The sequence below is a fragment of the Dehalococcoides sp. UCH007 genome (assembly GCF_001010485.1).
Lineage (GTDB): Bacteria > Chloroflexota > Dehalococcoidia > Dehalococcoidales > Dehalococcoidaceae > Dehalococcoides > Dehalococcoides mccartyi_A.
In genome coordinates this window covers 184,680-198,553 of the sequence record NZ_AP014722.1, presented here as the reverse complement: position 1 = coordinate 198,553, position 13,874 = coordinate 184,680, and the positions used below count along the sequence as shown (strand labels likewise).

Here is a 13,874-nt window from a genome sequence, read left to right as displayed (position 1 = left end):
GGAGCGCTTTTGACGCTCCCCTTTTCAGTTCTAGTAAGTTTCGTTATTCTCTGAAACGGGTTTCCTTGACCGTTTAAAGAAGGGAGATTTCCCCACTTTATTCCCCGGACGGGCAGGGCGATCTGCAAAAGAAACCTTGCCGTTAAACCGGGCAGGACGCCTGCCTGAAGGCTGTTCGTGATTTTCAAAATCAGCCGGGTTATGCTCACGGGGAGCAAACCCGGTTTCCTTTTTGAAAGCAGGACGCACTTGTTCGGAAATAGGAAAGCTATTCTCTTTTCTATAAGAGGGACGGTCATTAAACCGGGCTTCAGGTCTGGGTGCCGGCGCAGGGCTATCCTCAAAAGAAGACTGCCTCTGTATACGGGGTGCTAAGTTACCCTCCCTGCGGAAACGGGGAGCAGAATTTGAGGGGCGGCCCGGTCTGAAACCTGCATTATAGGGTCTGGCAGGGCTTAGCGGCATCTCAGCCGGGATATCCGTTTGCAAAGCCTCATTTACAGACATTTCAGGGCGATTGTAACCGCCACTTGAATAACCGCGGCGGGGGGCAAAATCCCTGCGTTGTGACTGGTGTTGTCCATCATTGCGGGTAGTCGCATAATCAAACCCGTCAACCCGAAGACGCTGAATAGGGCTGCTTAAGAGCCTTTGAATATCCCTTACCATATCGCCATCACGTCCGGTTACCAAACTGAGGGCCTGACCGGTGCGGTCAAAACGCCCTGTCCGCCCGATACGGTGAGTATAATCTTCAGGAGTATCCGGCATATCGTAGTTTATCACATGGGAAATATGGTCAATATCCAAGCCTCTGGCGGCAATATCAGTAGCTACCAGAATTTTGAAATTTCCGCGGCGGAATCCTTCCATAACGGCATGACGGCGGTTCTGGGAAAGATTACCCTGAAGCGAAGCGGTAGTAAAACCGGCTTTAGATATTTCGTCAGCCAGATTTTCTGCCCCGTACTTGGTTCGGGCAAATATCAGGACAGACTTAGTTTCTACTGTTTTCAGTATTTCAATCAGCAAAGGGGTTTTCTGGTGGCTTTTCACCGGATAAACGCTATGGCTGACACTGCTTGCCGGAGCTTGAGTCCCAACCTGTATAGTCACCGGATTGGTTTGACTTTCCTGAGTAAGCTTACGGACCTCCGGCGGCATAGTTGCCGAAAATAAAAGAGTTTGATGAGGCTGAACCAGGCATTTTAAAATGCTCTGGATATCCGGCTGGAAACCCATATCAAACATGCGGTCAGCTTCGTCTATAATCAGGGTTTCAACCCCGCAAACATCAATAGTACCCCGCCATATATGGTCCAGAAGCCTGCCGGGACAAGCAACCACTACATCCACCCCGCTCCTTAAGCGGCGGATTTGCTGGTCCATATTTACACCGCCGTAAATGGAGCACTCCCGAATACGGGCGCGCTGACCAAGTGAACGGAAACTATCGGAAATCTGGCAAGCCAGTTCCCGGGTCGGTGCAATAACAAGGGTGCGTACCCGTCCCCTGGGAGTGGAAAGCATTTTCTGAATAATGGGCAGAGCATAAGCAGCGGTTTTACCTGTACCTGTTTGAGCCAGACCAATAACATCATGCCCTTCCATAATGGGGGGAATAGCCTGAGCCTGAATAGGAGTGGGCTCTTTATAGCCGCAGGCTCTTACTCCAGCCATAACAGCCGGAGCAAAATTGAAAGATTCGAAAGACATACAACTCCTGTTGAGTGCTTGGCACTCATATTTTCTTCTGCCAGCAGTCAGACAACCGCTAATTTCTAACTGTTGTCCAGATAGGAAATCTCATGTCCCATCATTACCCTACCCTGTTATAAGGGTAGAATGCAGAAGATAGGAGTGCAAGTAATTACCTGGGGGTAGATACGCCGGTCCTTCTAGAAGGACGGTTGAAAAGCTACCCAGCCCTGGGATTTTTCCCTGCCCGGGCCAGGCCTATGTGAAACTGGGGCCAAACCCGAATTACTGTATTTTCTTATCTGTGTTGCCCTGCTTATGCAGTCCACTAAGGATATAACAATCTGGTTTTTATGTCAAATTTACCCCAACTAACACTCAAATAGGATTAGCCTTTACCTGCCAAATACAAAAAGAAAGGCAGAAGACCATACGGCCCCCTGCCTTTCTTTACTTAGCACTTACTAAGTGGTTTAAATGCCTGATTTGCGGTTACGCCGCCAGATAAGCTGCCAGGTTATACCCAGCACCAGCAAAGCCAGCAAGCCGAATATCAGACCGGAACTGCGGGCGGCACTGGCCACCGATTCTTCGTTAAATGTATTAACAAAGACGATACCGCTGCCAGCCAGCAAAACAAACAAAGCCATCATCAGGTAATCTACCCAGATAAGTTTTATATTATGTTCCTTGGCGGCATGCCACAGCCAACTGCCAAATATACCGACAAGCAAGCCGAACAAAAAGATAATTGCTGTCATATCTCCAACTCCTTTTTAAAGTACCTTGATATTCAGAGAGACCCCGTGTCTATCTCCAGGGAGCCCATTCACCGGTTGCATGCCCTTCAGGATAGCGGTTATAGAAGAAGTCATCCAGCTTAACCAGGAACGGGGCAAAGGCCGGGTTCTGGCCTACCATACGCCCTATTTCGTGAATCAGGGTGTCAGGTTTAGACCAGGGGCAGACGCTCTGGCACTTGGAACAGCCATAAGCCAACCTCTGGGACAAACATTTTTTGCCATCCTGGAACCAGCGGATAGACTTGACTACCGTATCCACTTCGCTGGGTTCGTCATCCATGGAAATAGCACTGGCAGGACAATTGTCAGCACACTTCTTGCAGACCTTGCAGAATTCCTGAAGGCCAAAATCTATGGGTTTATCCGGAACCAGCGGCAAGTTGGTAAAGACTTCCATTATTCTCATCTGGGCGCCCCAGGGTGAAATCACCAGGCCACTCCTGCCCAGTTCACCCAGACCGGCTTTGACCGCAAAGGGGGTATCCATAATATCAGTATCGCTAAAGATATTGGCCTTAGCATCATGTCCCAGTGAGCGGATTATGGATTCCAGATAATGGGGAGCAAAGTCCGATTGGGAACAGGCTATTTTAGCACTGGCCTCAACCAGAGGTCCGGTCATGGCACTTAGAGTATCGGTATCACATTTGTCAGCCATGACAATGCAGTATTTGTAGGGATACGGCCAGGGTATTTCACGGCCTTCATCTACATAATTTGCATGTCCGGTGGTATAAGTACCCTTGGTTCTGCCAACGCTGTAGAAGAAAGGTTTCATATCTTCAGTTACTTCGCAGATACCCACCTGCTCACAGCCAAACCAGCGGCAGATTTTCTTTATGCGGGCTGTCATTTCTTCGGGAGAAAGCTCAACCTTAGTGGCGGCTATAGGTGCCTGCTGATACCGGCCCGGCTCAAGGGTAATATGCCACCTGTCCATAGCAATCTGGAAAGCATTACTCCAGGTATAATCAGCCGCTTCCAAAGGGGTAATTTCAGCTGCGTGTTTCTTTTTTTCCTGAACAGCCGCAAACAGCACCGGTCCCCAGTCTCCGGGTTCACCTGACCAGTCACCGGTTGAACCGCGCCTGACTATCTGGGAAAAACCATGTTCGCGGGCATCAAGTCTTTGAGTAGGGGCAATAACTCTGGTAGTACCTATATAGCCGTCCTTGTTTTCAATCCTTTTGTAAAAACTTTCCGGCAGGTCCCGGGTAAGGGAGGCACTTCCCATTTCATCCATAGCTTTGATACTCGGATTAACCAGTTCCTCAGCGGATACGGTTGAAGCTGTTGCCATGATAGTGGCAACGGTGGCAGCAGATGCAATACCCGCACCTTTTACAAAATCACGGCGGTTTATTTTTCCATCCATGTCCTGACCCTTTTGTTTACCTTTCTATATAAGATTTAATTGCAGAATAGGCCCCAGGCAGATTGTGCGCGTCGCCCTTGTCCTAAAGTGGTGTTAAATGCATGGTATTACATCACGTATCTAACACTCAATAACTAGTGGATACTAATCAGTAATACCCTGTATCAGTTCTGTTACACCCTACCTAAACGTGCGGGGGTGCATTGTATTACCAGATTAATAGATATAAAATGGGAATATGGCATATCAGAATTTACTGTCAGAAAGCAGTATGATTACCAGAACCCAATCCGCTGAACTTGAAAAAGCCATTCGCGCTGTTCTCCCTTCGGAAACTGCGAAGCTGATTGATCTGGCTGAACAGATGTTTGACAACTACAAACAGGGCTTGATTCAGCATAACGAGGCCAGGAATCTTATCGGCATAATCCAAAATAAAGCCGACAACGCTCAGATAATAGACCGTGATTGCGCTCCTGTAGCCATATTCAGCCCTGCATCCTATATCCCGCCGGGTATTACCCTGCTGAAAGCCTATCTTAAACTGAACGGATTCAGGCCGCTGGTACTGGAGCTTGACGAACACAACATCCGGCAGATGGCCGGGCAGATTTATCCAAAGGCTGTTGTCAGCCTGACCCTTTTTCACCATATTGATAAACTGGCGAAACTGCAATCCTGTTTCAAAGACGCCGGGCTGAGTGTCATAGCAGGGGGCGTACCCTTTATCTACCAGCACCAGAACAAAGACAGGCTCTCTTTTTGTTATTTCCCGGAATCACTCCGGGAGCTTATCTGCAAACTTAGCGAGGATTTACCAAATGAAGACTGAAAATAACAAGGTTGGAATAGTCACCTGCGTGAGCATGAGTAACTTCGTGAAAAACTGGGCTCAGCACAGGAATCTGGACGTGCGTATTTACCCCATAACCAACTCCTGCTTCTACAGCGTAAAAATAGAGATGCTATCCTATTATATTGAACGGGCAATCCTGGAAAACGGATACTGCATTTTAAACTACGGTATGTGCAATGAATCTATCACCGAGCTTAAAAACCACTATGCCGGCAGGTTATCCGTAGTAGAGCTGGACAATTGTTACGAAGCAGCCATAGGCACAGCTATCTACCAGGAACGGATAGAACAGGGGCATATCTTCCGCAATCCTACCACTATGACCTGCTGGCAGAATATGCCCACCTTGGAGGTTATGCAACCGGTTGAAACGGGTCTCTACCCTGCCCCCATAACCTTTATTCTGGAAAATGGCGAAGAAGAAAAAGCCACCAGTTATGTAAATAAACTTAAAAGTGTTACCGCTCTTGACTACTCGGTGGAGGTACTTAACCCCCAGCCCCACTTTTTAGAAGATAAACTTGACCAGGCTTATGCCAAGATACAGCTTGCCAGTTATGAAGAAGACGAAACCTCCCGCCAGCTGATTTTCCCGTTCTCTTTCCACAACTCAGATGAATACCTGTATATTCTGGACAAACATGACAAAATAATATTCAGCCCCTATGTTGCTCTGGCAACTCCCAACCAGATATGCCAAAGGCTGCTGCAGCTTATTGTAAACCGCCAAGCAGATATCAATTTTCAGGTAAAAGATTTTGATTCCCTGCTAAAACACCGAGGGTTGTATCTGGATAAATGCAAACGCTTTGCTAACCGTTCGTCCTTGACCACCGAATATGAAATTATCCAGAATAATAAATCCACCTGGATAAAAGAAACCCTGTGGGTGTCTTATGACGATAATTGCTCTATATCCAATATCTGCGGGCGGATGGAAGATATCACCGAGGTGAAAATCTCTGAAAAATCCATAGCTGAAAGCTATACTAAAGAATGCCTGCTGAGGCAGGCCCTGCAGGACGAAACCAAGAAAAGGCAGGCCCACCTTAAGGCTCTGGTACATGAAATAAGAACCCCCCTCACCCCTCTGCTTGCTGCCAGTGACGCATTGGTAAATGTCTCTGAGAAAGGCACTGAACTTTATAATCTGGCCAGCAGTATCCGCGAAGGAGCAGAAACCTTGAACAGCCGAATTCACGATTTGATTGAACTTGAGCGCGGTAAAATAGGCATGCTGAAACTGAAAATGGCTAACTACTCCATTGAGGATATCCTGGACGAACTGCAAATGCGTTATACGCCCATCTTTCAAAAACAGCATAAACACCTTACCTTTTGTGATGAAACACCTGAGGCTTATATATATTGTGACAAGGAACGCCTGCTGCAGATACTGACCAACCTGATAGACAACGCCTTAAAGTATACCAAGGCAGAGGACAGCGTATCAGTTGCCGCCCGGGTAGAAAAAGGATTTTTGCGTTTCAGGGTAACTGACAGCGGCGCGGGCGTATCCGCCTGCATGATTCCCGACCTTTTTACCGAATACGGCAAACTCAGCGGCGGGAATAACCTCAGCGGTCTGGGACTAGGACTGCCTATTGCCAAACTTTATGTTGAGGCCCATGGAGGCAGTATTATCTATAATCCGGCAAAACCCAAAGGCAGTGAATTCTCTTTTACCATACCGGTTAAAGGTCTGTCTCAAAAAGAAAATCATGCTTCAGGATAGCGAATGAACATTCTACTAGTTGAGGACAATGATGCCGCCGCTTCAACCATAAGCTCTATTTTAAGGCTGTCTTATCATGACGCCAAAATCACCATCTGCCATACCGGCTATGAAGCATTGGAAAGCATAAACTCCGACAAAGCAGACCTGATACTGCTGGATTTGGGGCTGCCGGATATGAACGGGCTGAAAGTTCTGGATGAGATACGCCCCATCACCGGTGCACCCATTATTGTGGTCACAGCCTGTGAAGACGAAGAAAATGTATTAAAAGCTCTGGAACAAGGGGCTGACGAATACATTATCAAACCGTTCCGCCACCTCGAATTTCTGGCCAGAGTCAAAAAAGCCCTATCCAAAAATACCAGCCAAAACACGGCTATAATCAAATGCGGTGACCTTACCATAGATTGCGCCAAACACGAACTTACTTTCCGAAATGACAAGGCACTACTGACCAGAGTGGAAACCATGATTATGAGCCTGCTGCTGCAGAAAAATGGACAGATAGTAGACTACCGTGACATATCGGATACACTGTGGGGACATGCCTACCCAGGTTCAGATGAAAGTATACGGGTTTATGTATCCCGTTTGCGTATCAAGATAGAAAAAAACCTTAAGACCGGTTGCATTATTAAAAACGAAGCCGGGATAGGATACCGGTTGTCTTTTACCGAATAACTTCCGAAGGGCTGAGCTGTCACCCTTGCTCAGCCAAAAATCTGCTCTTTAACCGGTTCTTTCCACACGTTCATATACCAGTAAACAGGGAAGACAATTACATTTACCAGTATGAGCAGAACTATCCACAGCCCCTTTTGATTCGAAGCAACCAAGCTGTTTCTGGTGGCATCTATTATGTATAGAACCAGAATTGCTATCCCAACGGCATAGCTGGCAATCCCACATGTATAAAATAATCCCTCGTTATTCAAGAAAACACGGGCTATACCACCTATCACACCTAACACAAAAGGTAATAATCCGCCCACCAGCAGCATTATTTTAAAACCCGCAGATTTTCCTTCAAAAAGGCCTCGCTGCACTTTGACTGGTTCTTCAGTAACAGCCGCAACAGATTCTTTGGAATTTTTATATATGTGGAAATACCAGTAGAAAGGGAAAACTGCAAAATGACCAGCAATCAATAAAAACACCCAAAAAGCCCTTTGGTTCTTTGCTACCGTCTTATTATGAAATACGTCTCTTATTAGTATCACCCAAGTCAAAACAAAAATAACGATTGGGAAAAACACTAACGCTTGGTATAGTGTTTCAGATAAATTTCTGATGGTAATATATGGTTCACTGCCTACACCTGTAAAGACATAGAGAATTGGATATATGCTCAAGAAAAATATCATCATTTTATAAACAGGTAATTTTCTTCTAGTTTTCATATCTAATCTCATTCAAGTTCTTATTTTGGCCTTGGTATTTTGTAGTTAAATGTATTCCGCATCTATCCCTGTTCATTATTAGCCAGCTGTGTCTTCAACCACTTCGCCCAGTTCTTATTGGATGGATAATCTATTATAAATATTAAGCTGCACATAAAATATAGAAATAATGAGTGTACAAGCGAAGTCTCGACAAAAGAGTAAATAAAACCCATAAGAGTAACACACAGGTATATCAGGCACTTATTAATATACATATCAAGGATTGGTTTTTTCGAAGGGTCATTTGAAGCTCTGGGTTTAATGTAATAGCTTACGGATAATAATGCTATTCCGCCAATATATAGAAGAATAAACAGTATGTCATTAAACCAGCCTTTTACATTCAGTGAAGGATTTTCTAATACACAAAGCAGGATAATATTTGTGATTATAATAACCGCAGCAACAAAAACAAATATTTTGGCGGTATTTTTCGCTCTGTTACGCATCAATCACTCCGCATTTAAAATCATTAAGGTATAAACGAAAATATAAGACCCACGATACCTGCCGCAATAAGCATATATACAGAAGCTCTATCAGTTATTTTTCCCTGATTCAGTTCCTTTTTACGAAATATCAGAAAATATAAACCATACAATATTACAATAATACTCACCCAAAATAGAGATGATAATTGCATATATAAGTTCTCCGCATTAAACTATTAAGGAATTTTGCGTAATCTATCCACAGTCGTAATAATAAATATGCAAGCAAGTATAATATCGCCAATACCTGACATTGGAATCCTTTTTGAGTATAGTATGGTATTAATTACTTATATTTACACAATAATAGTTTACTCTGCATTTGGCACACTTTAAACCATTTAGACCAAAAAATGGCAGGAAATACTGGCAGCTGTCTACATAAATATTGCCGATAAAAGCACTTCGCCCAAATTCCTGATGTATTGATATTATTCTGACTGACTAAAATCGACCAGTTGAAAAAGTTTAGTGCCAAATTAGTGCCACCAATAAAAACAGCCCTCATGAAACTAAATCATGAGGGCTGTTTTACGTTTAAAAAATGGTGGGCAGTAGTGTACAATACACAGAACTAAGACGTTTGAGCTCACGTTCAGTTTATGAAAAAATGGAATAAGATACGAACGTCTTTTTGGCCTAGTTGAGATTGTAATTCTTTGTGTTCGTAGCATCGGTATCAAGAGCCTAGATTCCCTTATACTCTTTTCCTTTCCATGATTCTCCCGTTTCCCAATTAATTACTGTGTAACCTAATTTGGCTAGCATATCCGGAAAAACATGGTGGTCGGGTTCAGTAGTGATATTGCCAAACAAATGAGGATTGTCCTTTATCAGCGTCTGGATAACCTGCTGCCACGAGTAAGTGATGGTTGCTGAAGCCACTTGCCCGGATAACACGAACGCCAGTTCCCCGTTTTCCATAGACACGGTAAATGATATCTCCTTGTCACGTCCTTGACCACGCTGAAAAAAAAGAAGCAGCGGACGCGCCAACGAAACTTGTCGGGAGGTAAAAGTAACGCTGATGACTTTCCAGCCGACGTCCATCCATGCCCTCGCCTGTGGGTGTGATTCTGTATTTGCCCACCATGCGCGGTGCTGATATGCTGAAGCTGGCAAGAAAAATCCCAGTATCCGTTCAATCTCCTGAAACGTCAGGTCTACCGATACCCCGGCATGCTTTATAAGATAGCCGCCTAAAGTGCTGTATTTCCCCATATTCACCTATTTCAGAACTAGCATTTCGCCATCTTCCAACTGACGTACCGGAGTATCAGGGAACAGGTCTTGATAGTCCTGCGGGTAGAAGGTGTGGATGGGAATCAGGCACCCCGGTTTCATTGCTTCTACAAATCGCTTAAGGTCTTGCTTCGTGGCATGGCCGCTAGTATGCACTCTCTCCAATTGAATTTTTCGCTGGCGCAGTTTTTCTTCCAGGCCACTCTTTTCCAGATAACCTTCCCACATTGAATATATCGCTTTCACACCTGAAGCATTATCGATATAATCAAGAATTTTCGTAAAATCGTAATTATCTCTGGTTATCATCACAATATTATTTCTATCTCGATTCACATTTACTTTTTCGATTTTGTTTCTATTGCACTTATATAGGAAACTTAGGCATCCATTATCCACCAGAGTTTTGGCATGATATTTGAAGTATATTACCCGGATATCCTCCCAAAAATATTGAGGGAGTCTCTTTGATATGTATTTTAGACTATCCAGAATATAGGCAGTATATAGGTCTATTACAATCGTCTGGCCCGTGTGTTTAGCAGCTTTGTAAATAGATACAATCCGGTCGATATTCTGAGAAGAGCAAAATACAAAAGCAATATTCTGTTTATTCTTGAACGTGCTTTCGAGTTTATGTTCAACTGACTCTTCATCTGGATAGGGACCCTCTACTCTTCCTAGCATAGAACCTTCAAGCAAGAGGTAGTCTATATCTTTTATGGGATGATTAATCATGTATTCAAAGAGTCTTCGCTTTCGGCCACTACCACGGAAATCACCTGAATAAAATATCTTTTTGTCTTTACCTTCAATAAGGAAAGCCACAGCATCAAAAGCCGAGTGGTCAACCAACCTTGGAGCAACAGTAAAATCTCCGATAGTTAAGGATTTTCGCTTTTCAAAGACCATTGGTTTTTGTATGTTGGCTTTCGTGGGAATAAAAAGATCGGATGCGTTTATTAACACTTGAGCGCCTTCAGTCATATAGACAGGAATCTCAGGGTTAATATACCGCAATAGACCATAATGATCTTGGTGCGAGTGCGACAGCAGGACGGCATCAACAGCCTTGTCCTCGCCGGCATACAGACCTGGCACATTCGGCAATAGACGCCCATCTACAAGTTCTGGTATGCTTTTATCCTCAAGTTCACAACTGTCAAATGGTTCGCCCCGCACATCTACCAGCGGCATACCGAGGTCAATAACTACCCTCGTGTTCTCCGTGGATAGTTCAACGCAGTTACCCCCGATTTCCTTGGTTCCACGATGGATGGTTAATAGCATTACTTTCGGTCCTTACCCAAAGCAACCGGGGAATATACCTCGCCAACCGGATGGAACGAGAAAGATATCTGTCCATTCCAGTCAGGGACATCGCTTTCAATGACGGTTATACTTCGCTTGCGACACTCCTTCAAGATATCCGGAGATGGCTCACCAACGGCGCACGGCCACACTATCATTTTCCCGATGCATGAACAATCTACTCTTCTCTCTACGCAGGCTTCCAGAATGGCTTGTATCTGGGGTTTGAACTCGGCCACCTTTTGGGCATAAGTGTCCAGCTGTTCAATTAGGCGGGTCAATTGACGGTCAGGTTTCAGTTCCACCAGCACAGGGCAGGCGCTACCGCCGCGCACTCCCACCGCGACAATATCCGTGCGGCCTTCGCCTCCGAACGAGACTTCATCAACAGCAAAAAGCAGTTTTTCATAAACATCGATCAAACCCAGATATGGCTTGAGATTCAAATCATCGTTGATAGCCTGTTTGATCAACCATGCCTGGGCTACTCTTTCCGGGGTGGGTCTGGTTCTATCCGACCTGGAAGGTCTATACTTTTCAACATGGTCGTATGCCTTCTGAATATGCTTCACCGGCGATGGACTGATGCCCATCAGGGGTGTGTTGTGGCTAACGGATACGGTCCGAAAACCATTACCCCCGACACGCACATAGCAGTCGGGTGGTAAATGAACTTTATATTCACTCCGCGCTTGGGCGAATCTAACCATTTCTTCTAGGTCACACCTCGTATCGTCCGAATCTTTATGCGTCATTTTTTATTTTCTCCATCTCCTCGAGTGATTATAGCATGCCGATATTATTCTGTTACACTTTTTACTTCACGAATATTGTACCGGCGGGAACAAGGGGAAATATCGGCTATAATATTTTGTGAATGGAGATGGGGACGATGAAAAAGAACATTAATTTGGAACTCGGCAAATATTTTCTTGAAGAACACTGTTATGATTTGGCTATCAATGCTTTAAGTAAAGCTATTTCGCTGGATCCAAATAACGCACAACTATATGACTTCCGTGGGATCGCTTATACTAGTAATCTTGAACATGAAGAAGCTATTGACGATTTTAATACAGCGATCAAAATTGATAACCAGCTAGCTGCTGCCTATAATAACCGGGCGCTGTCCTTTTGGGCTTTAGATAAGATTGAAGAGGCATTAGATGATATCAACAAGGCTATTGATTTGGATCCCGATGTTGCGGTATTCTTCGCAAATCGTGGTCTTATCCAACATGAAAAGGGCAACTATCAGGAAGCCATATTCGATTATAGTTTAGCTATGATATTGGGTTTTATTGACATAGCTGCCTATAATGGCAGAGGTGAAGCTTTCGCTGCCCTAGGTGAATTTGATAAAGCACTGGGTGATTTCAATCAGGCATTAGCTTTAAATCCCAATGACATTTTTGCCTTTGCTAATTATGCCTTGGTTAGCAGATTAATTGTAAAGAGAACGGATGAATCGGTATTGGACTCGAACTAAAATCAGGCTCAAACTGAAAAGGATTTTTGGATAGAGGGGCAAGAATGAACTATTATTGAGGCTATTTATGGAATGGTGGGCGGTACTGTACAATACGCAGAACCAAAACCTTCGAGTTGATCGTCAATCTAAAAAGTTAATATCAATATAATGGCTCATGAGTTGGCATCAGTCTTTCAATAAAGCCTTGAAAGCAGCGATATCCATAGGGTTGTTTTCAGATTGGGACCTCCACTGGTGCATTAGATTTTTCCAAGCAGGAGTGTCTTTTAGCTCAATGAATACCTTTCGGGGAAGATGTCCTTTTAAATCATTAAGATCGTAACAAACAAGTTGATGCCCATACTCCCTATTGCCGGGAGAGACATGGTCAATAGCTGCATATAAGGGATGGCATCCCTTCTTGTTTACATTGGGGTTTCCATAAGCTTTATCGAATATCATAAGTGCACCGGATAAGGCGCAACGTCCTTTCTGTTTGATGATAAGCCTATGTAAATCAGAAGGATTTAATCCTTGCTTCCTTCGCTTTGCCCATGCACTTTGAGCATCAGTTAAATTACAGATTTCACTCATTTAATTTTAATCACTTCTTTTTTGTTGTTTGTTTGCATAATCTCATGCCCTGTTCAATCATTTTGCCAAGCTTCAAGAAGCTAATTTTGTATTCCTCTGATCCTGTTCCGAGCATGCGCCTAAGGTCATCGAAGAAATCATAAACAAGTGAGCGCCAGGACAAGGTGCTAGAGTTGAGGCCTTGCTGTACAAGCATCGTAGCAATGAGCAACGAATTTGATAAGACGACACGATGTTCCGGGAAATCTGGAACCGGTTCTAATTTCGTAATTGTGTAGAAATCCTGCTGTCCATCGTTCGCCATTGGGTGTATATGAGAAGACGCAAAATCATAACCGAATCGGTATAAAAAGCCCATATCCAAGCCCTTTGCAGCATCTTCGGCTTTGGGTCGTCTCCAAATAGGGGGATTTTTCTGAATCGCACTGGCTCTTACCTTCTGCTCCGGTGTAATTTCAAAGAACTTGCTATTTAAGGCACCGCTGAATTCCGGATCGCTACGTACCCGGTTAACAGCTTTAAATTGTTCAAAAAATGACCATGCTTCAAAGACCTCAAATTCATCACTTTGTTGTAGTTGCCACAGGTGAAATAAACGATCTATTAGACAACGATGTATAATCCAACAGTCCTGATAAGCATGCAAATCCCAGAGAGTGAATACGGATCGAGTCATCATGTCTGATCTGGCGATAAAGTTACGAATAATAATATCTCTAGTGTTAGCATTTTCTCGCGCAAACTCAAATAGTATAAGACCTGATATAGCATGAAAGGCAGATAAGCAGTCTCTATAGGTTTCAACCGGCAGATAATCGTCGATGTTAAATTTAGGCATTGCCCCTCCAAACAA

At 44.2% G+C, this 13,874-nt stretch carries 13 protein-coding genes; 4 read left to right on the top strand and 9 right to left on the bottom strand.

The window, feature by feature from the left end:
• Positions 1-30 precede the first annotated feature (30 nt).
• From UCH007_RS01075 to UCH007_RS01065, 3 genes are all read right to left on the bottom strand, one after another.
• Complete coding sequence (locus UCH007_RS01075) at positions 31-1,716, bottom strand: DEAD/DEAH box helicase (RefSeq protein ID WP_046960823.1); 1,686 nt, start codon at positions 1,714-1,716, stop codon at positions 31-33.
• A 455-nt stretch (positions 1,717-2,171) separates the two neighbouring features.
• A complete protein-coding gene (locus UCH007_RS01070) occupies positions 2,172-2,459 on the bottom strand; it encodes a hypothetical protein (RefSeq protein WP_041341023.1) in 288 nt (95 codons plus the stop codon).
• Between the two features lie 49 nt (positions 2,460-2,508).
• Positions 2,509-3,876, bottom strand: a complete 1,368-nt coding sequence (locus UCH007_RS01065; protein WP_010935983.1) for a reductive dehalogenase — start codon at positions 3,874-3,876, stop codon at positions 2,509-2,511.
• Positions 3,877-4,147: 271 nt separating this feature from the next.
• Here UCH007_RS01065 and UCH007_RS01060 point away from each other — a divergent pair, with 271 nt between their 5' ends.
• The 3 genes from UCH007_RS01060 to UCH007_RS01050 are packed head-to-tail and all read left to right on the top strand — an operon-like array spanning position 4,148 to position 7,151.
• Positions 4,148-4,708: a hypothetical protein gene (locus tag UCH007_RS01060; protein ID WP_231854714.1), complete on the top strand. Its 561-nt coding sequence runs from the start codon at positions 4,148-4,150 to the stop codon at positions 4,706-4,708.
• Complete coding sequence (locus UCH007_RS01055) at positions 4,698-6,467, top strand: sensor histidine kinase (RefSeq protein ID WP_156171827.1); 1,770 nt, start codon at positions 4,698-4,700, stop codon at positions 6,465-6,467. Before UCH007_RS01060 ends, UCH007_RS01055 begins: the two co-directional genes overlap by 11 nt.
• Before the next feature lie 3 nt (positions 6,468-6,470).
• Positions 6,471-7,151 carry a response regulator transcription factor gene (locus tag UCH007_RS01050; RefSeq protein WP_012881514.1) on the top strand — a complete coding sequence of 227 codons (681 nt, stop codon included), beginning with the start codon at positions 6,471-6,473 and terminating at the stop codon, positions 7,149-7,151.
• A gap of 29 nt (positions 7,152-7,180) precedes the next feature.
• Here UCH007_RS01050 and UCH007_RS01045 read toward each other — a convergent pair whose 3' ends face one another.
• The 4 genes from UCH007_RS01045 to UCH007_RS01030 all read right to left on the bottom strand — a co-directional run bounded on the left by UCH007_RS01045 (position 7,181) and on the right by UCH007_RS01030 (position 11,549).
• A complete protein-coding gene (locus tag UCH007_RS01045; protein WP_231854713.1) occupies positions 7,181-7,870 on the bottom strand; it encodes a hypothetical protein in 690 nt (229 codons plus the stop codon).
• 1,220 nt (positions 7,871-9,090) lie between these two features.
• Positions 9,091-9,624 carry a DUF7662 domain-containing protein gene (locus tag UCH007_RS01040; protein ID WP_052753394.1) on the bottom strand — a complete coding sequence of 178 codons (534 nt, stop codon included), beginning with the start codon at positions 9,622-9,624 and terminating at the stop codon, positions 9,091-9,093.
• 6 nt (positions 9,625-9,630) lie between these two features.
• Positions 9,631-10,935, bottom strand: coding sequence for an MBL fold metallo-hydrolase (locus UCH007_RS01035; RefSeq protein ID WP_046960819.1), 1,305 nt, complete (start codon positions 10,933-10,935; stop codon positions 9,631-9,633).
• Positions 10,935-11,549 (bottom strand): hypothetical protein, encoded by a 615-nt coding sequence (locus tag UCH007_RS01030; RefSeq protein ID WP_172644170.1) that lies wholly within the window; start codon positions 11,547-11,549, stop codon positions 10,935-10,937. The genes UCH007_RS01035 and UCH007_RS01030 overlap by 1 nt, the downstream gene beginning before the upstream one ends.
• A gap of 299 nt (positions 11,550-11,848) precedes the next feature.
• Here UCH007_RS01030 and UCH007_RS01025 point away from each other — a divergent pair, with 299 nt between their 5' ends.
• Positions 11,849-12,445 (top strand): tetratricopeptide repeat protein, encoded by a 597-nt coding sequence (locus tag UCH007_RS01025; RefSeq protein WP_172644169.1) that lies wholly within the window; start codon positions 11,849-11,851, stop codon positions 12,443-12,445.
• Positions 12,446-12,613: 168 nt separating this feature from the next.
• On the opposite strand, the gene UCH007_RS01020 is transcribed toward UCH007_RS01025, so the two are convergent.
• Positions 12,614-13,021 (bottom strand): hypothetical protein, encoded by a 408-nt coding sequence (locus tag UCH007_RS01020; RefSeq protein ID WP_046960817.1) that lies wholly within the window; start codon positions 13,019-13,021, stop codon positions 12,614-12,616.
• A 10-nt stretch (positions 13,022-13,031) separates the two neighbouring features.
• Positions 13,032-13,859 carry a DUF5677 domain-containing protein gene (locus UCH007_RS01015; protein ID WP_046960816.1) on the bottom strand — a complete coding sequence of 276 codons (828 nt, stop codon included), beginning with the start codon at positions 13,857-13,859 and terminating at the stop codon, positions 13,032-13,034.
• Between the last annotated feature and the right edge of the window lie 15 nt (positions 13,860-13,874).